The sequence below is a fragment of the Nonomuraea sp. NPDC003727 genome (assembly GCF_053586935.1).
The window spans coordinates 195,605-216,715 of sequence record NZ_JBSFNE010000014.1; the positions used below are offsets into that span (position 1 = coordinate 195,605).

Below are 21,111 nucleotides of genomic sequence, written 5' to 3' on the forward strand. Positions count from 1 at the left end.
GTACGGCCGGCGCGCTTCAGCGGGAGGCCGCGTCCAGCAGGGCCAGTTCCTCGCCGCTCAGCCGCAGTTCGACGGCGTCCAGCAGCGGCTTGAGCTGGGCCGCCTCCCGCACGCCTGCCAGCGGAGCGGCGACGGTCGGCTGCGCGAGCAGCCAGGCCAGCGCCACCGACGCCTGCTCGACGCCCCGGCCGGCGGCCACGGTGGCCAGCGCCTCCAGCACGCGCGGTCCCCGCTCGGTGTTCAGGTACTCCCCGGCCCTCTCGGCGCGCGGGCTGTCGACGACCGCCCCGGGCGTGTACTTGCCGGTCAGGAAGCCACGGGCCAGGCCCGCCCACGGCGTGCTCGACAGGCCCTCGCGCGCCACGACGTCGCGCAGCTCGCCCTCGTAGCCGCGCTCCACGAGGTTGTAGTGCTGCTGCAGCGCCACGTACCGGGCCAGCCCCTCCTCGTCGGAGACGCGCAGCGCCTCGGCCAGGCGGGGCGCCTCGTAGTTGGACGCGCCGAGGTAGCGCACCTTGCCCTCGCGCACCAGCGCGTCGAAGGCGGCCAGCGTGTCGGCCAGCGGGGTGTCACGGTCGTCGACGTGCGCCCAGTACAGGTCGATGCGGTCGGTGCGCAGGCGGCGCAGCGAGTTCTCGACGGCGGTGCGGACGGTGGCGGGCGACAGGCCCTGGAAACCGGCCAGCATGCCCACCTTCGTGGCCAGCACGATCGAGTCGCGGTTGCCGCGCTCGGCCATCCACTCGCCGATGATGATCTCCGACGTGGGCTCGCCCGTCGCCCAGCTCGGATACACGTCCGCGGTGTCGATGAAGTTGCCGCCCGCCGCCACGTAGGCGTCGAGGATCGCGAAGGACGCCTCCCGGTCGGCGGTCCAGCCGAAGGTGTTGGTGCCCAGGCAAAGAGGGAACACGGACAGGGCCGTGGTGCTGATCGTTCTCACCGGGCTATTATGCGCGGGTCTCATAAGGAGGCCGGATGGCGGGCCGGGTCATGGTGGCGGGCGGCCTGATCGTCCTTGCCGTCCTGACCGTCGTGGTCGCGGCGGGCGTGCTCCTCGGCGGTGCCCGGCGACCACCCGAACGGCCGCCGCCGAGAACGCCCGCCGTACCGGAGGCCTCCGCCGGGATCGGCAGGGTCACCGAGCAGCGGCTCGACGAGCGGCGCATGGAGCTGACGATCGAGTCCACGGCGCTGGAGGCCACCACCAGGGTCCGGCTGCTGCTGCCCGAGGGCTGGTCGCGCGACGCCGACCGCACCTGGCCGGCGCTGTGGCTGCTGCACGGCGGCCTCGACAGCTACACCTCGTGGACCGCCAGGACCGACGTCGACCGGCTGACCAGGGACACCGGCGTCATCGTCGTCATGCCCGACGGCGGCAGGTGCGGCAGCTACTCCGACTGGTGGAACGGCGGCGCGGGCGGCGCCCCCCGCTGGGCCACCTACCACCTGAAGGAGCTGCTGCCGTTGCTGGAGTCCCGCTACCGCGCGGGCAAGCAGCGCGCCATCGCCGGGTACTCGATGGGCGGGCAGGGCGCGATGCTGTACGCCGCCGCGGGCCATTTCCAGGCGGCGGCCTCCTTCAGCGGCGCCGTCCACATCCTGGAGCAGGGAGTGCCGCAGGCGGTGATGGCGGGCACCACGGTCGGCTGCTTCGGCACCGACTGGAAGCGGATCTGGGGCGACCCCGACGCCCAGCGCGACATCTGGCGCGCGCACAACCCCTACGACCAGGCCGGCAGGCTCAGGGGCGTGACGCTGTACGTCGCCTCGGGTACGGCGGAGTTCTGGCAGGATCCCGCCGAGCACCTGGCGGGCAAGGCGGCCAAGGCGTTCGCCGCCCGGCTCGACGAGCTCGGCATCCCCACGCGGACGCACTTCTATCCGGGCAGGCACGATCACGCGCACTGGCAGCGGGAACTGCACCGTGCCTTCCCGCTGCTGATGCGCGCCATCGGCGCTCGCTGAGCCCCTGTCGCTCGCCGTGTCCCCGCCGGTCGCCGTGTCCCCGCCGGTCGTCGTGTCCCCGCCGGTCGTCGTGTCTGTGTCGCCTGCCGTGTCCCTGCTGCTCGGCGGGCCCCGGCTGCTCGCCGTCTCCTCACCGCTCGGCGGGCTCCTGCCGCCGGCCGGACTCCTGGGGACCCGGCTCGGCGTGGTCGGTGAGGGCGAGCGCGCGGGGCGTGAGCCACCACACCACGACCCCGGCCACCAGCATCAGCGCGGCTCCCGCGGCGCCCGTGACGGCGAGCGAGTCGGTGAAGGCGGCCTGCGCCTGGCGCGCCAGCGCCGCCCCCGCGGCGCCCGCCTCGCGCGCCACCTCCAGCGCGCCGCCCAGTGACTCCTGTACGGCATGCGCGGGCAGGCCGTCGGGCACCACCAGATGGGCCCGGTAGACGGCCGCCGCGACGCTGCCGAGCACGGCCACACCCAGCGCGGCGCCCAGCTCGTAGCTGGTCTCCTCGATCGCGGCGGCGCTGCCCGCCTTCTCCGGCGGCGCCCCCGCCATGATCACCGCCGAGGCGATGGCGAGCGACCCCATGCCCGCGCCCACCAGCAGCAGCGACAGCGCGACGGGACCGTAGCCGAGCGGGCTCGGCGCCACGAAGAGAACCAGGAAGCCCACCCCGGCCACCAGCAGGCCGCCCGCCAGCACCGTCCGCGCGCCGATCCTGGCCGCCAGCGCGGGCGCCAGCGGCGACATCACGAACGCGCCGACGGCCGTCGGCAGCATGCGCACGCCGGTCTCCAACGGTGAGTAGCCCATGACGAGCTGCATCCACTGCGCGAGCAGCAGCATCATCGCGGCCATCGCGATCGAGGTGGTCAGCGCGGCCACCGTACCCGCGCCGAACGACGGGCTGCCGAACAACCGGATCTCCAGCAGCGGGTCCCTCCTGGTCAGGCAGCGTCGCACGAACCAGGCCAGCGTCACCGCGGCCGCCGTGAGCGCGATCCATCCCACGGGCTGCCCGGCGTGCTTGATGCCGTAGACGAGCGCGACCATGCCGACGATCGACAGCAGCGTACCCAGGGCGTCCCAGCGTCCGGGGCGCGGGTTGCGCGACTCGGGCAGCAGGATCAGCCCCGCCAGGATCGCCAGGGCCATCACCGGGACGTTCACCAGGAACGCCGCGTGCCAGCTGAACGCCTCCAGCAGCAGCCCGCCGAGGATGGGGCCGAGCGCGCCGCCCAGCGCCGCCATCGCCGACCAGACGCCGAGCGCGGTGGCCCGTTCCTTCGGGTCGGTGAAGACGGTGCGGATCATCGACAGCGTCGACGGCATGATCATCGCGCCGCCCACGCCGAGCAGGGCCCGGACCGCGATCAGCCCGGCGCCGCTGTCCACCAGCACCACCGCGACCGACGCCGTCCCGAACAGCGCGAACCCGCTGATCAGCATCCGCTTGCGGCCCCACCGGTCGCCGAGGGCGCTGACCGTGACCAGCAGCCCTGACACGGCCAGGGAGTAGGCGTCGACCATCCACAGCAGCTCGATCGCGCCGGGGCGCAGCTCCTCGGAGATGGCCGGCAGCGCCACGTTGAGGATCGTCAGGTCCATGACGACGAGCAACAGGCTCGCCGACAGGACGGCCAGCGCCGCCCAGCGGCGTTTGGTGGTCATCGGGCTGTTCCTTTCAGCCGGTCCGGTGGTCGCAGGGTCTCGCGTCGGCCGGGGGACAGGCCGTTGCCCGCCGGGATAGTTGCCCGCCGGGGCGGTGGCCCGCCCGGGACCCGTTGCCCGCAGGTCCCGGGCGGAGCTGGTCCGCTGGCCGGCCGGTCCCGGGGAAGCCGGTCAGCCCGACCCGGGGGAGCCGGTCAGCCGGCCCCGCGGAAGAAGGTCTCGACCAGCAGCGCCGGCATGTCCCTGCGGGCCACGTCGCCCCTGCGCAGGCTCTCCCGCGCGCCGACGAGCAGGCCGTACCAGGCGTTGCTGATCCAGCGCACCGGCAGCCCGGCGCGCAGGACGCCGGCCCGCTGGGCGGCGGCGAAGAGCGCGATCTCGCGATCCTCCAGCTCGTCGGCGCGGCGCAGCAGGCCGGGGTTGACGCTCATGGCGTGGTCGGTCAGCGCGAACCCGTGCTCGTCGGCCACGTCGACCAGCGCGGTGAGCAGGTCGCTCAGGGTGCCGCGCAGGCGGTCGGGGTCGCTCTCGGCCGCCGCGGCGGTGATGCCGACGGAGTCCTGCGCCGCCTCCCAGCACGCCAGTGCCCGGCTGCCCAGGGCGACCAGGAGGTCGTCACGGCTGGAGAAGTGCCGGTGCAGGGTCGCCCTGCTGACGCCCGCGGCCTCGGCCAGGTCGGCCATGGAGGCGGTGGGCCTGGTGTTGAGGTGATGGATCGCCGCCGTGACGATCTGCTCCTCGGTCACCGCCATCGTACGCCTCCGTCTCGTTTGCGACACTAATGTCTCAAACGCTACACCATCTCGTCAAAAACGGTGATCTCCCCTTGGCGGCAGGGCTCGCGCGGCGGGGCCTTGGTTATGTTCGGGCTGTGCACGAGACCTCCTCGCCGCCTGACGCGGCACCCATCCACCAGGCCATCGACGCAAGCGACTCGAGGACGCGGATCCTGGACGCGGCGGAGGAACTGTTCGCGGGCGGCGGCTACGCGGCCACGCCGACCTCGTTGATCGCCAAGCTGGCGCAGGTGCCGAAGGGCCTGCTGTTCCACTACTTCCCGCGCAAGATCGACGTCCTGGTGGCGCTGGTGGACGAGCGGACGCTGGTGGAGGAGGTGAAGGAGGTCGACGCCGTCCCCGGCGATCCGGCCCGCACGCTGTCGAAGCTCGCCCGGCGGCTTCCGCTGCGCGCCTCACCGGCGATGCGCCGCATCCTGTTCAGGGAGGCCGACACGCACGGGTCGGTGCGCGAGCGGCTCGGGAGGCTGAACGGCGAGCTGATCGGCCGGGCCAGGTTCGCCCTGGAGCTGGCGCTTCCCGGCAGCCGAGGCGACAGGGCGCGGCTGGAGGTCGCGGCGGCGACGTTCGCGGCGGTGCTGCTCTACCAGGAGAACCTCTGCCAGCTGACCGGCCACCAGATCGATCCGGACGCCGTCGCCGAACTCATCGCCCACTCCCTGGTCTGAACCCCCGCCACCCCGTCCCTGCCCCGCCGTGCGGACACCGCCAGTGTGACTTTGTGGCGTTTTGTCCGAGATGATGGCGGTTCGGGCACGCGGACGCGCCCGGTCACACGAAACGGGGGCAGCACAGGTGGGACAGCGGATGACGCTGGTGGGCCGGCGGGCCGAGATCGCTCGGCTCGTCGACACGATCGACGCCGGGCGCAGCGCGGCCGCTGCCATGCTGCTGCTCGGCGAGGCAGGCACGGGCAAGACGGCGCTGCTGGAGGTAGCGGCCGAGCACGCGCGAGACGCCGGCACCCTCGTGCTCGCCGCACGGGGATGCGAGGCGGAGGCGGAGCAGTCGTTCGCCTCGCTGCACCAGCTGCTCGTGCCGCTGCTGCCCAGGGCAGGGGATCTGCCCGCGCACCAGCGGGAGGCGCTGGAGACCGCCTTCGGGATCGTCCCCGCCACCCGGCCGCACGACCCGATGGTGCTCAGGGTCGGCGTGCTGGGTCTCCTGGCCGGGGTCGCCCGAGAACGGCCGGTCCTGCTGGTCGTCGACGACGTCCAGCACTTCGACCGCGACTCCCTCGACGTCCTCGCCTTCGTGATGCGGCGGCTCGGTACCGAGCCCGTGACGGTGCTGCTCGGCGCGCGTGGGCACACCCGGCCGGACGGCCTGGCCGCCGACCTGCCCACTCTCGCGCTGGCGCCGCTGAGCCGCCAGGCGTCGGCGCGGCTGCTGGACGCCCAGCCGGAGCCGCCCACCGGACGGGGCCGCATCGACCTGCTCGACCAGGCCGCCGGCAACCCGCTGGCCATCATCGAGCTGTGCCACGCCGTACGGGCCGGGCACGCGTGGCCGGGCGGCGGGCTCCCGCAGTCGCAGCGCATCCAGGAGATGTTCGCCGCGCGGCTGCGCGCGCTGCCGGCGGCAACCCAGCGGCTCGTCCTCTACGCCGCCGCCTCCGAGCACGGCGACCTGGACACGATCATGGCGGCGGCCGGGTCCGGCCAGGACCTCGGACCGTGGGCGCCGGCCGAGGAGGCGGGGCTCATCGTCATCGCCGACGGCCGGGTGGCGTTCCGTCACCCGCTCGTGCGCGCGGGGTCCTACTACAGCGCCCCCGCGCATCAGCGGCAGCGGGTGCACACGGACCTCGCGGCCGTCCTGGGCGCCGATCCCGGGCGCCGCGCCTGGCACCTGGCCTTCGCGTGCCAGGGACGGGACGAGTCCGTCGCGGCGGCGCTGGAGGACAGCGCGGAGCTCGCCGAGCGGCGCGGCGGCCTCTTCGCGGCCGCGCGGGCGCTGGAGCGCGCGGCCGAGTGCAGCCCGGCGACAGAGGACCGCGCGCGACGGTACGCCAAGGCGATCAGGGTCATGAACAACGCGGGCGACTCCTCGTGGGTCCGCGAGCTCTATGAGAAGGTCACGGCCCTGACGCGGGACCCCGACCTGCTCGGCATGGCCGCCGGTTGCGCCGGCATGGCGCTGTCGCTGCTGGGCCGCCAGCGGGAGGCGTTCCGGCTGCTGATGCAGCCGTTCGAGCGCGACCGGCCCACGGACGGCAGGACGGCGCTCGCCGTGGCGTCGGCGCTGGTGGCGGTCGCGTTCCAGTCCGGGCTGCCGGAGGTGCGGCGGGTGCTGGCGCACCTGCTCGACGGGGTCGAGGCCGGGCCGGACGAGTCGCCCTACGCGGAGCTGGCGGAGGCCGCGAGCTTCGACGCGGTGCGCGCCGTGGTCCAGGCCGCGGTCGACCCGGTCGCCATCGCCCCCGTCATGGCGCAGCGGCTCGGCCGGCGCAATCCGCCGCCGGCGTCGACGGGCGTGGTGGAGGCGACCCGGCTGCACGGGCTCGGGGGGATCAGCTACTGGGCCGACGAATCGGACATGTGCGTCGCGTCCTTCCGCCAGGCGTTCGCCATGTACCGCGCGTTCGGCGCCATGGGCGTGACCGCGCAGTCCCTCACGCCGATGGCCTCGGTACTGATCGACACCGGCCGCTGGGCGGAGGCCGACGAACTGCTCGCGGAGGCGGCGACGCTCGCGACCGTCCACAAGTGGCGGCACGTCGAGATCGACGTCGAGGCGCTGCGCGTCACGCTGCGCGCCCTGCGCGGCCGGCCCACCGGCGGCATGCCGGAGGACCCCGAGTGGACGGCCGTCGCCCTGGAGGAGAACCGCGCCACCCACGCCCGGCTGCTGCACGCCGCCGGGACGGCGGCCGCCGCGGCGGGCGACTTCGACGGCGCGTTCCGCCACTTCCGGCAGCTCTTCGGGACGGACGGCGCGCCGCTTCACTACTTCCTGTCGCCCCGCTCGATCACCGACCTCGCCGCCGCCGCCCAGCGGATCGGCCGTCAGGAGGAGGTGGCGCCGATCATCGACGCGGTGCGCGAGGCCGCCGGCCCCCAGCCGACCACCCGCATGACGCTGCTGCTGCACCACGCCGCGGCCCTCGCCGGTGACCCGGAGCAGGCCGAACGCGACTTCCGGCTGGCCGTCGTCAACCCCGCCGGTGACGAATGGCCGCTGGCCCGAGCCAGGGCCCGGCTGCACTACGCCCAGTGGCTGCGGCGCAAGCGGCGCCCCCTGGAGGCCCGCGGGCTGCTCACCGTGGCGCTGGAGGCGTTCACCCGGCTCGGCGCGTCCGGCCTCGCCGACGAGACGCGCGGAGAGCTGCGGGCGGCGGGCGCCGCCGCCACGCCCGCCGACCCCGATCCGCTGTCCGAGCTGACCGCCCAGCAGCAGCAGATCGTCCGGCTGGCCGCGCGCGGGCTGCGCAACCGGGAGATCGCCGAGCAGCTCATGCTGTCCCCGCGCACGATCAGCTCGCACCTGTACCAGGTGTATCCGAAACTGGGTGTGAGCAGCCGCCACCAGCTGCGCGACTTCTTCGACGACCTGTGATCGAGCCTTCGCAGCCGTGACGAACGAGAGGTGAGCCCGTGGGATCCGCTTCCGAGGATCGTCGCGTCGTCCTCGATCCGCTGGTGCAGCGGCTCGTGGACGCGTCGTCCGCGCCGCCGTACCTGCACCAGCTGGGGCCGGTGGACGGCCGGCAGGCGCTGCTGGAGAGCCAGGGACACCCGCGCGACGACTTCGGGGTGGAGGTCGAGTTCCGCGTCGCGCCGGTCGGGCCGTCCGGGCTCGTCGGCTTCTGGGTGTTCCGGCCGGTACGGCCGGCCGGGCACCTGCCGGCGGTCCTCTACGTCCACGGCGGCCGGTGGATGCTCGGTGACGCCCAGACGCACGCGCGGCTGATCTGCGAGCTGGCCGAGCGCAGCGAAGCGGCGTTCGTCGTGCCCGAGTACAGCCGCACCCCGGAGGCGCGATACCCGGTGGCCGTCGAGGAGTCCTACGCCCTGCTGACCTGGGTGGCCGAGCACGCCGGTGGCCTGGGGCTGGACGGGCGGAGGCTGGCGGTCGCCGGTGACTGCGCGGGCGCCACCATGGCGACGGCGCTGACGATGCTGGCCAAGCGACGCGGCGGGCCCCGGCTGCGGGCGCAGGTGCTGTACTACCCGCTCGTCGACCCGCGCGCGGACACCTCCTCGCGGCGGGTGTTCGCCTCCGGTTACCTGCTGACGCGGGAGGCGCTGGAGTGGTACTGGGAACAGTACCTGGACGATCCCCGGGACGCCGCCGAGCCCACCGCCTCGCCACTGCGGGCGAGCATCGAGGCGCTCGCGGGCCTGCCGCCGGCGTTGATCGTCACCGCCGAGGCCGACGTGGTGCGGGACGAGGGCGAGCTGTACGCGCGGCGGCTCCTGGCGGCCGGCGTACGGGTGACGGCGGTGCGCTACCAGGGAACGGTGCACGACTTCGTGTCGCTGAACGCCGTGCGGGACAGCCCGTCGGCGCGTACAGCGGTCCGGCAGGGCGGCACCTTCCTGCGGGAGTCCCTGGGGACGGGGCGCTGAGCCCTGGTGGAGCCGCTCGGCGGCCTCATCCGAAAAGGACAGTCAACATACTGATGCGTCCCGCATGAAGGATCGCCAGGCTGAGCTTCATGCACGACATCAAGCCCGTCCTCGAGGACGCCGCGCAGGCGTTCGTCGAGGCGACCAAGAACCCGCCGTTCCTCTACGACCTCGGCCCGGTCGAGGGACGTAAGGCCGTGGACTCCGTCCAGGACGGCGACGTCCCCGTGCCGGACGCCGACATCGAGGACCTGACCATCCCCGGCGGGCCCTCGGGCGAGGTCTCGATCCGCGTCTTCCGCCCGGCCGGCGCCCAAGGCGTCCTCCCCGTGGTCCTCTACATCCACGGCGCGGGCTGGGTGTTCGGCAACGCCCACACCCACAACCGGCTCGTGCGGGAGCTCACCACCCGTGCGGGGGCCGCGACGGTGTTCGTCAACTACAGCCTCTCGCCCGAGGCGAAGTACCCCACCGCGATCGAGGAGATCTACGCCACGCTGGTGTGGATCTCCGAGCACGGCGCCGAGCACGACCTCGACCCCACCCGGATCGCGGTCGCGGGCGACTCGGTCGGTGGCAACATGACCGCGGCCACCACGCTCATGGCCAAGCGGCGCAACGGCCCCAGGTTGGCCGCGCAGCTGCTGTTCTACCCGGTCACCGACGCGAACTTCGACACCGGCTCCTACGAGCAGTTCCAGTCGGGATACTTCCTCAGCCGCGACGGCATGAAGTGGTTCTGGGACCAGTACACGACCTCGCCCGAGGAGCGCGCCGAGATCACCGCCTCGCCGCTGCGGGCCTCCCTGGAGGACCTGGCAGGGCTGCCGCCCGCGCTGGTGATCGTGGCCGAGGCCGACGTGCTGCGCGACGAGGGCGAGGCGTACGCCGCCAAGCTCCGCGCGGCGGGCGTGCCGGTGACGGCGGTGCGCTACCAGGGGATCATCCACGACTTCGTGATGGTCAACGCGATGCGCGACACGCACGCGGCGACGTCGGCGACCCGCCAGGCGGGCGAGTTCCTCCGCGACGCCCTGCACCCCTGACCTCTCCGCTTCGTACGGCTCGCGTCCGCGCGGGCCGTGCGCCCCTGACCTGTCCGCTTCGTACGGCTCGCGTCCGCGCGGGCCGTGCGCCCCTGAACGGCGTGCGACGCCGCACGCCGGCGCGTTCCTGACGGCCTGCGCCCCCCGTGCCGCACCGGCCTCGGCCGGCGCGCGGCTCCGCGTGCCGTACAGCACAGAAAGGAAACCTTCATGGCAAGCACCACCCCCACCGTCGTCCTCGTGCACGGCGCGTTCGCCGACTCCTCCAGCTGGTCGGGCGTGATCGCCGAGCTGCAGGCGCAGGGCGTCCCCGTCGTCGCCCCGCCCAACCCGCTGCGCGGGCTGGCCGCCGACGCCGCGTACATCGCCTCCGTGGCCGCCCAGATCGAGGGGCCGGTCATCCTGGTCGGCCACTCGTACGGCGGCGCGCTCATCACCGTCGCCGGCGTGACCGAGAACGTCGTCGGCCTCGTCTACATCGCCGCGTACGTCCTCGAAGAAGGCGAGAGCCTCGGCGAGCTGCAGGGCCGCTTCCCGGCCTCGCCGCTGGTCGCCAACCTGCGGCAGGCCACCTATCCGGTCGCGGGTGGCGACCCGGCGGTCGAGGTCACCATCACCCCGGAGGCCTTCCCCGAGATCTTCGCCGCCGACGTCCCGGCCGAGGCGACGAAGGTGCTCGCGGTGACCCAGCGCCCGCTGGCCGCCGGCGCCTTCGCCGAGACCGCCTCGGCGGCGGCGTGGAAGACCAAGCCCTCCTGGGCGCTGGTCGCCTCCGCCGACCAGGCGATCAACCCCGAGGTCGAGCGGTACGGCGCCAAGCGCGCGGGTGCGACGATCGTCGAGGTCGAGGGCGCGTCGCACGCCGTCGCGGTCTCCCGGCCGCGAGAGGTGGCCGCCATCATCCTCGACGCCGTCCGCGGCACCTCGGCCTGACACGACTCAGGCCGGCTCCGGCCTGCCCGACAGGAGCCTGGCCGGCCCGGCCCTGTCTGACGCGAATCCCGCCGGCCCGGCCCTGTCTGACGCGAACCCCGCCGGCCCCGGCCGGCCTGACGCGAACCCGGCCTCGCGCGGCGCCCCGCCGCGCGCTGGTTCGACCGTGACCTTCACGCGCCGCCGTACGGGGAGGCGGGTCGTGCCGCCGAGGTGACGGTCACACCGGGGCGAGGTCGCGGGTGAGCGCGGTGAGCTCGTCCATCGCCGTCCGCAGGTGGTGCATCAGCCGCCACGCGTCGTCCACCCGGTTCGGGCAGGCGACGACGCCGAAGTCGAGCGCCCCGTCGTAGGAGAAGCAGGTGATGTTGACCCCGCCGCTGACATCGGTCAGCACCGACACCGGGTAGTACGACAGCACCCGCCCCCCGCACAGGTACAGCGGGAACTGCGGCCCCGGCACGTTGCTGATGATCAGGTTGATCGCCGGGCGCGCCACCGAGGCGAGCTTGAACACCGTCGGCGTCAGGGCCGAGATCGGCGCGGGCAGCATCGCGCACAGCTCGCTCAGCCAGCTCGCCGGCGACATCGCGAACCTGCGCTTGGCCGTGCGCATGGTCTCGCCCGTCTCGAGCAGCCGCTCGCGCGGGTCGGCGACGTGGGTCGGCAGCGGCGTGATCATGGCGGAGATCTGGTTGCGCGCGCAGTCGCGCCCCGCCGTCCGCACGGCCACCGGCACCGCGGCGATCAACGGCTGGCCGGGCAGCGCGCCATGCTCGTCCAGCCACGCCCGCAGCGCCGAGGCGCAGATCGCCATCACCACGTCGTTGACGCTCAGGCCGAAGCTCTTGGCGACCTGCTTGACCTCCTTCAACGGCACCGAACCGAAGGCGAAGCGGCGCTCGCCGCTGATGGGGCCGTTCAGCGGGGTGCGCGGCGCCGACAGCGACGGCAGTTCGGGGCGCGGCCGGTCGTCGCCCGTGACGAACCTGGCGGCCCTGGCGATCAGCCGGGAACCCGGCAGCGTCGCGACGACGGGGATCGCGTCGAGGTCGCCCGCGGCCCTGGCCAGCGAGCGCACCGCCTTGACCGGATGGGCGGCGGTCCGTACGGCGGCGCCCGCCAGCATGTCGAGCAGCCGTGGCGCCGGAGGCGGCGGGCACGAGGGCGGCTCGACCGTGCGCGGCTCGGGGGAGAGGTCGAGCAGCGCGGCCAGCGTCTCGGCGCCGGACACGCCGTCGATGGCGGCGTGGTGGACCTTGGTGTAGACGGCGACCCTGCCATCGGCCAGCCCGGTGATCAGGTGCATCTCCCACAGCGGATGCTCGCGGTCGAGATGGCGCATGTGGAGCGCGGCGACGGTCTCGGCCAGCTCCGCGTCGCCGCCCGGCGCGGGCAGCTCCACCTCGAACAGGTGGTTGTCGATGGAGAAACCGGGGTCGGGCGCCCAGTAGGGCAGGTCCAGCCCGAACGGCACGCCGGTCACCCGCAGGCTCAGCGCCGGCGACAGGTGCAGCCGCTCCAGCAGCAGCTCCGCCAGGCCCGCACGAGTGATCGCACCCGACGGAGCGCAGCTGGGGTCGAGGATCGCCACCCCCGCCACGTGCGCGGCGGTCGTCGCGGACTCGGCACTCAGGAACTGCGCGTCGAGCGCGGTCAGCTGCGTCATCGGGCCTCCCTCTGCACGATGCGTCCATCGTGCCTCTTCAGGATTTCAGGAACGTTTCCGCAAAAGTCTTCCAGATGAATTCCATGACGCAGACCAGCGATTGTCCGGAGCTTTATGACCTCCCAGCTCAGGTAATGGAAGTGACATTTACCTATCCGCTGGTCACCAGAATAGGGTGCCGGACGACCGCGTCGAAGTGGTAGCCGAAGGGGTGCCAGGACCGCTGGAGGGGCTGGCAGGCGCCGCTGTCGTCGCGGGCTCTGGCGAGCAGGGCGTGCGGGCCCTCCTCTCGCGGCGTCCAGGCGATCCGCCAGGGCAGCCAGGCGTCGTCCTGCAGGCCGCGCCGCTCGGCGGCATGCCAGGTCAGACCGTTGTCGGCGCTCACCTCGACATGCGTGACCCGGCCGGTGCCCGACCACGACCTGCCGTACAGGACGTGGCGCACGCCGGCCTTGAGTATGGCCGGCCACGGCAGCTCGAACGCGCTTTTCACGGTCATGGTCGTGACCCCTGGGTAAAAAAGAGTGTTCCACGGCGTGAACAACTCCTTGGTCGACACCTCCAGGTCGCCGAGCCATTTGACGGAGGCGATTCCGGCCCAGCCGGGAACGATGAGACGGGCGGGGAAACCGTGGTCGGGAGGGAGGGGCGCGCCGTTCATCTCGTAGGCCACGAGGACGTCGTCGAGCGCCTTTTCCACGGGCAGCGGGCGGCGCACGTGGCCGAGGTTCACGCCCTCGTGCACGAACGGCTGGTCGAGACCCGTCGCCAGCACGTCGACCGCGCCGGCGCGCAGGCCCGCCAGCTCCAGCAGGTGCCCGAGCGGCACGCCCTTCCACCGGGCGACGCCCACCGCGCCCAGGCCCCACTGCATGCCGGGGGCGGCCTGGCGCTGCTGGGTGCTGTAGAAGCGGCGGCCGTTGCCCGCGCACTCCAGCGCGATGTCCCTGGTGCGGGACGGCATGGCGCGCAGCTGGTCGTAGCCGATCAGCAGGTGGCGGCGCAGGCCGCCGCCGTGCAGGCGCAGCCGCCAGGAGGCGGCGTCCACGCGCGGCGTGGAGGTGTGGTTGCGGACGAAGAAGCGGTCGGTGGGGGTGTGGTAACCCTGGCCCGCCATCGCTTCCCAGCGCGTCTCGGCACTGCCATCGTGGAGGGTGAACAGGTGAGCCGGCAGGGGTTTGACGATGGTGTCGGTGGCTAGCCTCATGGTTCCACTAATTCCCTACCTATTAACCATCCAATCCTCCGTGCGCGCACCTCGTCAGGGTCAGCGGATCGCCACCAGGATGACGTCGCCCCCCATCCGCCACGCGCGGCTCAGCGGCCGAGGAACGCCAGCAGCCTGTCGATCGGCCACGTATTGATCACGTCGTCGGGCGTCAGCCACGCCCGCTGCGCGAGGCCCACGCCGAAGCGCTGGTTGCCCAGGTGCGGGATGGCGTGGGAGTCGCTGTCGATGGAGAACTTCACCCCGTGGTGCTTGGCCAGCCGTACCAGGTCGGCGGGCAGGTCGGAGCGGTCGGGGAAGGAGTCGATCTCCATGGCCGTGCCGGTGCGGGCCGCCGCGCGGAAGACCGCCTCCCAGTCGGCGTCGACGGGCTGCCGCTTGCCGATCTTGCGGGTGGTGGGGTGGCCGATGATGTCGACGTGGGGGTTCTCGCAGGCGGCGATGAAGCGCCTGGTCATCTCCTCGCGGCTCTGGGTGAAGTGGGAGTGGACCGAGGCCACGCACACGTCGAACTGGCTCAGCACCTCGCCCGGCCAGTCGACCGAGCCGTCTGGCGCGATGTTGAGCTCGGTGCCGTGCAGCAGCCGCATGCCGGGGTAGGCGTCCTGCAGCTTCCGCAGGGCGCCGCGCTGCTCGATCGCCTTGTCGAGCGTCATGCGCTGCATCGCCAGGTCGGGGGCGTGGTCGGTGACCGCGTAGTAGGCGTAGCCGAGCGCGTGGGCCGCCGCCACCATCTCCTCCAGCGAGGCGATGCCGTCGGTGAGGTCGGTGTGGGTGTGAAGGTCGCCCCGCAGATCCTCCAGGGTGACCAGCGCGGGCAGTTCGCCGCGCAGCGCCGCCCGCACCTCGCCGCCGTCCTCGCGCATCGTCGGCGGCACCCACTGCATGCCGAGCGCGGCGTAGATCTCCTCCTCGGTCTGCGCCGCGATCACCCGCTCGCCCTCGAACAGGCCGTACTCCGACAGCTTCCAGCCCTTCTTCACCGCCATCTCGCGGATGGCGACGTTGTGCTCCTTGGAGCCGGTGAAGTAGATCTGCGCGGCCCCCCACGACTCGGCCGGCACCCTGCGCAGGTCGATCTGGATGCCGCTGGTCGTGCGCACCGAGGTCTTCTTGTCGCCGGCGGCGATCACCTCGGCCACGTACGGCTGCGCCCGGAACTCCTCCATGATCGACTCGGGCGCCACGGCCAGGATGTCGATGTCGCCGATCGTGTCCTTCATCCGCCGCAGCGACCCCGCGTAGGCGATCCGCTCGGCGCTCAGGCTCGCGATGATGCTCTCGGCCAGCGACATCGCCACCCCGATGTGGACCCGCCGCCCCGCCTGCTCCAGCTGCTCGATGCCCTTGACCAGGTTGGCGAGCGTCTTGGGCCCCAGCCCCTTGACGCCGTCGAGCCGCCCCGCGCCGATCGCCTCGGCCAGCGCCGCCGGGGAGTCGATGCCGAACTCCTCGAACAGCATGATCGCGGTCTTGGGGCCGAGCGTCGGCACCCTGGTCAGGCTCCGCACCCCCGCGGGCACCCGCTCGCGCAGCGCGTCGAGCTGGCGGAAGCTGCCGCGCTGCAGGAACTCCTCCATCTTCAGCGCGATCGCCTCGCCCACGCCCGGCACCTTGCGCACGTCGACCTGCGCGATGTCGTCGGGGAACCCGGCGATCGCCTTGGCCGCCTTCTGGTAGCTGCGCACGCGGAAAGCGTCGCCACCGGTGAGCGCGAAGAGCTCCGAATACTCCTGAAGGGCGGCTGCCGCCTCGTCGTTAGCCCGTGCCATGCGCCCCAGCGTAGGGGAGCGCTCTGACACTTCCAGATCACGGATCGGCCTGAATTGAATGTCGCCCCTTGTGTCAGGTCAGGTGCGTTCAGTACGAACGGATCTGAACCATCTGGAGGAACTTCGTGCGCTTACGTGTTCTGATCCCTCTGCTGTCCGTTCTGCTGCTTCCCTCCGGTACGGCCGCCGCCGACCCCACGCCACCCGTCAGGGACTTCGGCAACGGGGCCGACCGCAACGAAGAAGCCGCCGGAGTGGGGCGGTCCGCAGCCGAGTCCGCCAAGACCCTGCGTGACGGCGCGCCCGAGCTGACCTGGCGCGCCGACCACAGCCGCGGCTACCCCCGCACGAACACGCTGCCGATCCCGCCGGAGAACCCCGCCGACGCCTCCATCAAGCTCGGGCTCGTCCCGCACCACGCCATCGCCGCGAGGCTCAACCGGCTCCAGGCCGTCGGCGACAGGGTCAGCGCCGAGGTCGTGGGCCGTTCGGCGGGCGGGCGCGAGATGTACCTGGTCACGGTCACCGCCCCCGAGAGCGCCGCCGAGACGCGCAGGCAGGAGCGGCTGCGCCGGCAGATCGCCGAGGGCAGGCAGGTCGACGCCAGGCGGTACAAGGCGCCGGTCTTCGTCAACGGCAACATCCACGGCAACGAGTGGGAGGGGACCGACGCCAACCTGCGCGTCATCGAGGAGCTGGCCACCAGCACCGAGCCCCGGATCAAGGACCTGCTCGAGCGCACCCGCCTGTACTTCAACATCACCGCCAACCCCGACGGCCGCGTGCTCGGCCAGCGGCCCAACGCCGACGGCTTCGACCTCAATCGCGACTTCGTCACCGCCTCCCAGCCGGAGACGCGGGCGATGCGCCAGATCATGATCGACAACCAGCCGGTCGTCATGATCGACCTGCACGGCTACGTCAACGGCACCCTGGTGGAGCCGACCACCCCGCCGCACGGCGCCAACTACGAGTACGACCTGTTCATCAAGAACGCCTACGCCAACGCGCTGGGCATCGAGCAGGCCATCCTCGCGCTCGGCTACACCCCTGAGAAGGACGGCACGTTCCCGCCGCAGATCCCCTTCCGCGACTCCGCCGAGGGCTGGGACGACTGGCCGCCGATCTTCACACCGCAGTACGCCCCCTTCCACGGCGCGGTCGCCTCGCACACCATCGAGTTCCCCATGCGGGTCAACGGCAGCGAGTACACCAACCAGCCCGTGGCCGAGCTGCAGCGCCGCAGCCGCATCAACGTCGACATCGCCGCCGCCGCGATCAGGGCCACCTACACCTTCGTCCAGAACAACAGGGAGAAGCTGGTCGCCGACCAGATCGAGGTGTTCAGGCGGGGCGCGGCGGGCGAGCCGTCCAGGCAGGTGCCGCTCGGCATCGTGCCGGGCTTCGGCCCCGAGGACGTCTACAACACCACCTACCCGCGCGCCTACGCCATCCCCGCCTCGGGCCCGTCGGCCGCGCGCCTGGTCGACCACCTCATCGCCAACGACGTGCGGGTCGACAGGGCGCTGCTGTCCTTCCGCGCAGGCGGCAGGACCTACCCGGCCGGCACGTACGTCGTGGACATGCGCCAGCCCAAGCGCGGCCTGGCCAACGTCATGCTGGAGGCGGGCGCCGACATCAGCGGACGGGTCGACGCGATGTACGACATCTCCGGCTGGAGCCACGGCCTGCTGTGGGGCGCGACCGCCGACCCGGTCGCCGACCGGCGCTTCCACGTGGCGTCCGTGCCGGTCAAGGTCGCCTCTCCCACCGGCGACGTGCCGCGCGGCGGCGGGCCGCTCGCGCTGAAACTGGACGACGCCAAGGCGGTGCGCGCGCTCAACGACCTGCTCGGCCAGGGCGTGGCCGTCACCCTCGCGGCCGACGGCAGCGCGATCGTGCCGGCCTCGGCGCGCCAGGCCGCCACCACCGCCGCCGACCGGTACGGCGTGCCGTTCACCAGGGCCGCGCAGACCACGGGCACCCCGCTGTCCAGCGTGCGGATCACCGCGGCCGCCTCCGCCGACGAGCTGTTCACGCTGCGCGAGATGGGCTTCGCCGTCACCCCCGTCTCGACCACCGTGCTGAACGCGGGCTTCGACTGGAGCGGCACCGACGTGCTGTACGTCTCCAGCGGCCTGTCGTTCCCGGCGCTCAACCCCCAGGCCAGGGCGGCGCTCGAGGCATTCCTCGCCAAGGGCGGCGTCGTCACCCGGGGCAGCACGGGCGCGAACTTCAACGCCGCGGCCGGGCTGCTGACCGTGACCGCCGTGGCGGGCCGCGGCGACGCCAACGGCGTGGTCAGGATGAACGCCACAGGCTCCACCGGTCCTGGCGCCGTCGGCGCGGGCTCGCCCGCGCACTCCTTCGTCTACTCGCCACGCTGGTTCACCGCGCTCGGCCCCGAGGTGAAGGTCGAGCAGTCCTACGCCGCCGAAGGGCCGCTGGTGTCGGGCCACTGGCGGGCCAACCCCGACGGCAGCGGCGGCCCCGAGGCCGCGCGCGGCCAGGCGGCGGTGGTCAGCGGCAGGGACGAGCGGGGCGCGGCCGTGGTGCTCTTCGGTACCGAGCCGATGTTCCGCAACCACCCCAAGGGCCTGTTCCCGCAGGTGGCCAGGGCGCTGTTCTGGACCTCCGCGTCGGCGAAGGTCCTGACCCCGTAGACGGGCTGCGTGGGCGTCCCCCCTCGCCCACGCCGCACACCGCGAGAGCCGGGCCGTACCCCCCTGACGGCCCGGCTCCCGCCTGTCCGGGGGCACCCGGCATGACGGCGTCCCGGAGCTGACGTGAGTGAGGCGGCAGGGTCAGGGCAAGCCGATCCACGCGGTGAGGACCGCTGGAGGATCCCCGCCGCGTGGGCCGGTCAGAAGCGCACCTCGCGCGGCCGGTAGGGCTCGGCCAGGAAGGCCGGTTCCTTGTCCGTCAGCTCCACCGCCACCGCGTCGCCGACGTGCCTGTCCTTGGTGGCGCCGATGTCGACAGCCGTACGCCACCCTGCGCATCGCCTGCTGTCTTCGATCACACAAGCCCTGGCTTTGGTGCTTCACATCGCCTTTGACTTGTTATCGCCTTCCACTGTGGTGATCCGGGCGTAGGAATAATGTGCTGCTCGAGTACACCTGGAATGCGGACGAGGCCGAGGAGTGATGCATGGGGGTGTCCGAGGGGCTGCAGGCGGAAGATCCGCGGCAGGTGGGCCCGTACCGGATCGTGGCCCGGCTGGGCGCGGGCGGAATGGGCCGAGTCTACCTGGGGCGCTCAAAAAGCGGCCGGGCGGTGGCGGTGAAGGTGGTCCGGCCCGATCTGGCCGAGGATCGCGAATTCCGGCGCCGGTTCGCCCGTGAAGTGGCTGTGGCCCGTACGGTGAACGGCTTCTTCACCGCGGGCGTGGTCGCTGCCGACCCTCATGATTCACCGCCCTGGCTGGCCACGGCATTCGTGCCGGGGATGTCACTGGATGAGGCGGTAGCCGACCATGGGCCATGGCCGGAGGCGTCGGTGTTGGCGTTGGGAGCGGGGCTGGCCGAAGCGCTGGAGTCGATCCACGCCGCCGGCGTCGTTCACCGGGACTTGAAGCCGTCGAACGTGTTGCTGGCCGCCGACGGGCCCCGGGTCATTGACTTCGGGATCTCGGTAGCGGCCGAGGACAGCAGTCTGACTCAGACGGGCGTGGCCGTGGGAACTCTCGGGTTCATGTCTCCGGAGCAGTTGACCGGCGCCCCGGTGGGACCGGCCAGCGATGTGTTCTGCCTTGGGGCGGTGCTGGCGTTCACCGCCATGGGAAAGGGACCCTTCGGGACCGGCTCGTGGCAGATGCTGCTCTACCGTACCGTGTACCGGGAACCCGACCTTGCGGCGCTTACGCCCACGCTGCGGTCGGTGGTGGCGAGGTGCCTCGCCAAGCAGCCTGAACAGCGGCCAAGCGCGCCAGCCCTTCTGGATGAGCTGGCCGAGAACATCACCGGCGCATCCACCATCGTCGAGTTCTTCACCGAGTCCGCCTGGCTGCCCGACAATGTGGCACGGGTCGTACAGACCCACGTCGCCACACCGCCGCCCGCCACACCACCGCCACTTACGCCCTTCGGCCCGCACCGAACACTGCCGCTCACGGACACGCCTGGGGCTTCTGAAGCACAGGCCAAGCCGGTCGTACAGCCGGCGGCTCAGCTCCCTGACAGTAACGCGCAGGCACATCAAGCCGCCAATCGCCCAACCGAGGGACTCGGCAGCCGTGGTCTGTCACGCCCCTCCAACGAAGGCAGCCCCCGCCGAGAAGCAGCCGCAGACGGCCCGGCGGATGGCCGCACAGGGATATCACGCCGGACGGCCCTGCTCGGGCTTGCGGGCATTGGCGCCGCAGCGGCCGGCGTCATCGGCTCGCGACTCCATGATCAGCGCCCCTCCCTCGGGGCGCAGCAGTGGGCCTTCAGTACAGGCGGCAGGGTGCGCTCGTCTCCCACGATCGCCGACGGGGTGGTCTACATCGGCGACGAAGCCAACAAGCTGTACGCCGTCGACGCCACCACCGGACGCGAGCGCTGGTCCTTCGCCACCGGCGGCTCGGTGCACTCGTCTCCCGCGGTCGCCGGCGGGATGGTCTACGTCGGCAGCTACGATCACAAGCTGTACGCCGTCGACGCCACCACCGGACGCGAGCGCTGGTCCTTCACCACCAGCGACATGGTGTCCTCGTCTCCCGCGGTCGCCGGCGGGGTGGTCTACGTCGGCAACGAAGCCAACAAGCTGTACGCCGTCGACGCCACCACCGGAGGCAAACGCTGGTTCTTCACCACTGGCGACTCGGTGCGCTCGTCTCCCGTGGTCGCCGATGGGGTGGTCTACGTCGGTAGCTGGGACGACAAGCTGTACGCCGTCGACGCCACCACCGGAGGCAAACGCTGGTCCTTCGCCACCGGCTATTTGGTGCTCTCGTCTCCTGTGGTCGCCGGCGGGGTGGTCTACGTCGGCAGCCAGGATCACAAGCTGTACGCCGTCGACGCCACCACCGGACGCGAGCGCTGGTCCTTCACCACTGGCGACTCGGTGCACTCGTCTCCCGTGGTCGCCGGCGGGGTGGTCTACGTCGGCAGCTACGATCACAAGCTGTACGCCGTCGACGCCACCACCGGACGCGAGCGCTGGTCCTTCGCCACCGGCGGCTCGGTGCACTCGTCTCCCGTGGTCGCCGATGGGGTGGTCTACGTCGGCAGCTACGATCACAAGCTGTACGCCGTCGACGCCACCACCGGACGCGAGATCTGGTCCTTCGCCACCGGCGGCTCGGTGCACTCGTCTCCCGCGGTCGCCGACGGAGTGGTCTACGTCGGCAGCAACGACAACAAGCTGTACGCCATCACCGCGTGATTCCGTGCCGGCCGAAGAATTTCGCGTCCGCGTCTTATCTGGCGACGGAGCGGCCGAAAGGACGCGTTCCCGTTCATCGGCCGATCGGAGCGACGCGCGTTTCCCG

At 72.4% G+C, this 21,111-nt stretch carries 15 protein-coding genes; 8 read left to right on the top strand and 7 right to left on the bottom strand.

All coding sequences use genetic code 11. The features are described 5' to 3' along the window. Positions 1–16 precede the first annotated feature (16 nt). Positions 17–943 carry an aldo/keto reductase gene (locus ACWDLG_RS32705; protein ID WP_354907244.1) on the bottom strand — a complete coding sequence of 309 codons (927 nt, stop codon included), beginning with the start codon at positions 941–943 and terminating at the stop codon, positions 17–19. Positions 944–978: 35 nt separating this feature from the next. Between ACWDLG_RS32705 and ACWDLG_RS32710 the strand changes: the two genes are divergently transcribed. Then, positions 979–1,968: an alpha/beta hydrolase gene (locus tag ACWDLG_RS32710; protein WP_449927550.1), complete on the top strand. Its 990-nt coding sequence runs from the start codon at positions 979–981 to the stop codon at positions 1,966–1,968. A 130-nt stretch (positions 1,969–2,098) separates the two neighbouring features. Here the strand turns inward: ACWDLG_RS32710 and ACWDLG_RS32715 are convergent, their stop codons facing one another. Together ACWDLG_RS32715 and ACWDLG_RS32720 are read right to left on the bottom strand one after the other, a co-directional pair. Then, a complete protein-coding gene (locus ACWDLG_RS32715) occupies positions 2,099–3,622 on the bottom strand; it encodes an MFS transporter (RefSeq protein WP_449927553.1) in 1,524 nt (507 codons plus the stop codon). A 194-nt stretch (positions 3,623–3,816) separates the two neighbouring features. Then, on the bottom strand, positions 3,817–4,374 hold the full coding sequence (locus ACWDLG_RS32720) for a TetR/AcrR family transcriptional regulator (RefSeq protein WP_449927556.1): 558 nt from the start codon (positions 4,372–4,374) through the stop codon (positions 3,817–3,819). A gap of 119 nt (positions 4,375–4,493) precedes the next feature. Here ACWDLG_RS32720 and ACWDLG_RS32725 point away from each other — a divergent pair, with 119 nt between their 5' ends. The 5 genes from ACWDLG_RS32725 (at position 4,494) to ACWDLG_RS32745 (ending at position 10,969) form a co-directional block, all read left to right on the top strand. Beyond that, positions 4,494–5,087: a TetR/AcrR family transcriptional regulator gene (locus tag ACWDLG_RS32725; RefSeq protein WP_354907239.1), complete on the top strand. Its 594-nt coding sequence runs from the start codon at positions 4,494–4,496 to the stop codon at positions 5,085–5,087. Positions 5,088–5,226: 139 nt separating this feature from the next. Next, complete coding sequence (locus ACWDLG_RS32730) at positions 5,227–7,977, top strand: AAA family ATPase (protein ID WP_449927560.1); 2,751 nt, start codon at positions 5,227–5,229, stop codon at positions 7,975–7,977. Between the two features lie 38 nt (positions 7,978–8,015). After that, the gene (locus ACWDLG_RS32735) at positions 8,016–8,990 is read left to right on the top strand and encodes an alpha/beta hydrolase (protein WP_449927563.1); all 975 of its coding nucleotides are present in this window, start codon (positions 8,016–8,018) and stop codon (positions 8,988–8,990) included. Positions 8,991–9,079: 89 nt separating this feature from the next. Continuing rightward, positions 9,080–10,036, top strand: coding sequence for an alpha/beta hydrolase (locus tag ACWDLG_RS32740; RefSeq protein WP_449927566.1), 957 nt, complete (start codon positions 9,080–9,082; stop codon positions 10,034–10,036). Between the two features lie 210 nt (positions 10,037–10,246). After that, a complete protein-coding gene (locus ACWDLG_RS32745; RefSeq protein ID WP_449927569.1) occupies positions 10,247–10,969 on the top strand; it encodes an alpha/beta fold hydrolase in 723 nt (240 codons plus the stop codon). A 220-nt stretch (positions 10,970–11,189) separates the two neighbouring features. Here ACWDLG_RS32745 and ACWDLG_RS32750 read toward each other — a convergent pair whose 3' ends face one another. The 3 genes from ACWDLG_RS32750 to polX all read right to left on the bottom strand — a co-directional run bounded on the left by ACWDLG_RS32750 (position 11,190) and on the right by polX (position 15,638). Then, a complete protein-coding gene (locus ACWDLG_RS32750; RefSeq protein WP_449927572.1) occupies positions 11,190–12,638 on the bottom strand; it encodes a WS/DGAT/MGAT family O-acyltransferase in 1,449 nt (482 codons plus the stop codon). A 151-nt stretch (positions 12,639–12,789) separates the two neighbouring features. Further along, positions 12,790–13,845 carry a sulfite oxidase gene (locus ACWDLG_RS32755; protein ID WP_449927575.1) on the bottom strand — a complete coding sequence of 352 codons (1,056 nt, stop codon included), beginning with the start codon at positions 13,843–13,845 and terminating at the stop codon, positions 12,790–12,792. Between the two features lie 110 nt (positions 13,846–13,955). Continuing rightward, a complete protein-coding gene (polX, locus tag ACWDLG_RS32760) occupies positions 13,956–15,638 on the bottom strand; it encodes a DNA polymerase/3'-5' exonuclease PolX (RefSeq protein ID WP_449927578.1) in 1,683 nt (560 codons plus the stop codon). A gap of 125 nt (positions 15,639–15,763) precedes the next feature. Between polX and ACWDLG_RS32765 the strand changes: the two genes are divergently transcribed. Next, entirely contained in the window at positions 15,764–18,301 is a 2,538-nt protein-coding gene (locus tag ACWDLG_RS32765) for a M14 family zinc carboxypeptidase (RefSeq protein WP_449927581.1), read from the top strand. A gap of 200 nt (positions 18,302–18,501) precedes the next feature. On the opposite strand, the gene ACWDLG_RS32770 is transcribed toward ACWDLG_RS32765, so the two are convergent. Beyond that, positions 18,502–18,660 (bottom strand): hypothetical protein, encoded by a 159-nt coding sequence (locus ACWDLG_RS32770; protein ID WP_449927584.1) that lies wholly within the window; start codon positions 18,658–18,660, stop codon positions 18,502–18,504. A gap of 128 nt (positions 18,661–18,788) precedes the next feature. Between ACWDLG_RS32770 and ACWDLG_RS32775 the strand changes: the two genes are divergently transcribed. Continuing rightward, positions 18,789–21,005 carry an outer membrane protein assembly factor BamB family protein gene (locus ACWDLG_RS32775; RefSeq protein ID WP_449927587.1) on the top strand — a complete coding sequence of 739 codons (2,217 nt, stop codon included), beginning with the start codon at positions 18,789–18,791 and terminating at the stop codon, positions 21,003–21,005. Positions 21,006–21,111: the final 106 nt, after the last annotated feature.

What these genes read in the sequence shown, in the direction of transcription:
- ACWDLG_RS32720 (WP_449927556.1), bottom strand. Translation starts at nt 4,374, where the DNA reads ATGGCGGTGACCGAGGAGCAGATCGTCACGGCGGCGATCCATCACCTC.
- ACWDLG_RS32730 (WP_449927560.1), top strand. Translation starts at nt 5,227, where the DNA reads ATGACGCTGGTGGGCCGGCGGGCCGAGATCGCTCGGCTCGTCGACACG.
- ACWDLG_RS32755 (WP_449927575.1), bottom strand. Translation starts at nt 13,845, where the DNA reads ATGAGGCTAGCCACCGACACCATCGTCAAACCCCTGCCGGCTCACCTG.
- ACWDLG_RS32710 (WP_449927550.1), top strand. Translation starts at nt 979, where the DNA reads ATGGCGGGCCGGGTCATGGTGGCGGGCGGCCTGATCGTCCTTGCCGTC.
- ACWDLG_RS32745 (WP_449927569.1), top strand. Translation starts at nt 10,247, where the DNA reads ATGGCAAGCACCACCCCCACCGTCGTCCTCGTGCACGGCGCGTTCGCC.
- ACWDLG_RS32715 (WP_449927553.1), bottom strand. Translation starts at nt 3,622, where the DNA reads ATGACCACCAAACGCCGCTGGGCGGCGCTGGCCGTCCTGTCGGCGAGC.
- ACWDLG_RS32775 (WP_449927587.1), top strand. Translation starts at nt 18,789, where the DNA reads ATGGGGGTGTCCGAGGGGCTGCAGGCGGAAGATCCGCGGCAGGTGGGC.
- polX (WP_449927578.1), bottom strand. Translation starts at nt 15,638, where the DNA reads ATGGCACGGGCTAACGACGAGGCGGCAGCCGCCCTTCAGGAGTATTCG.
- ACWDLG_RS32750 (WP_449927572.1), bottom strand. Translation starts at nt 12,638, where the DNA reads ATGACGCAGCTGACCGCGCTCGACGCGCAGTTCCTGAGTGCCGAGTCC.
- ACWDLG_RS32740 (WP_449927566.1), top strand. Translation starts at nt 9,080, where the DNA reads ATGCACGACATCAAGCCCGTCCTCGAGGACGCCGCGCAGGCGTTCGTC.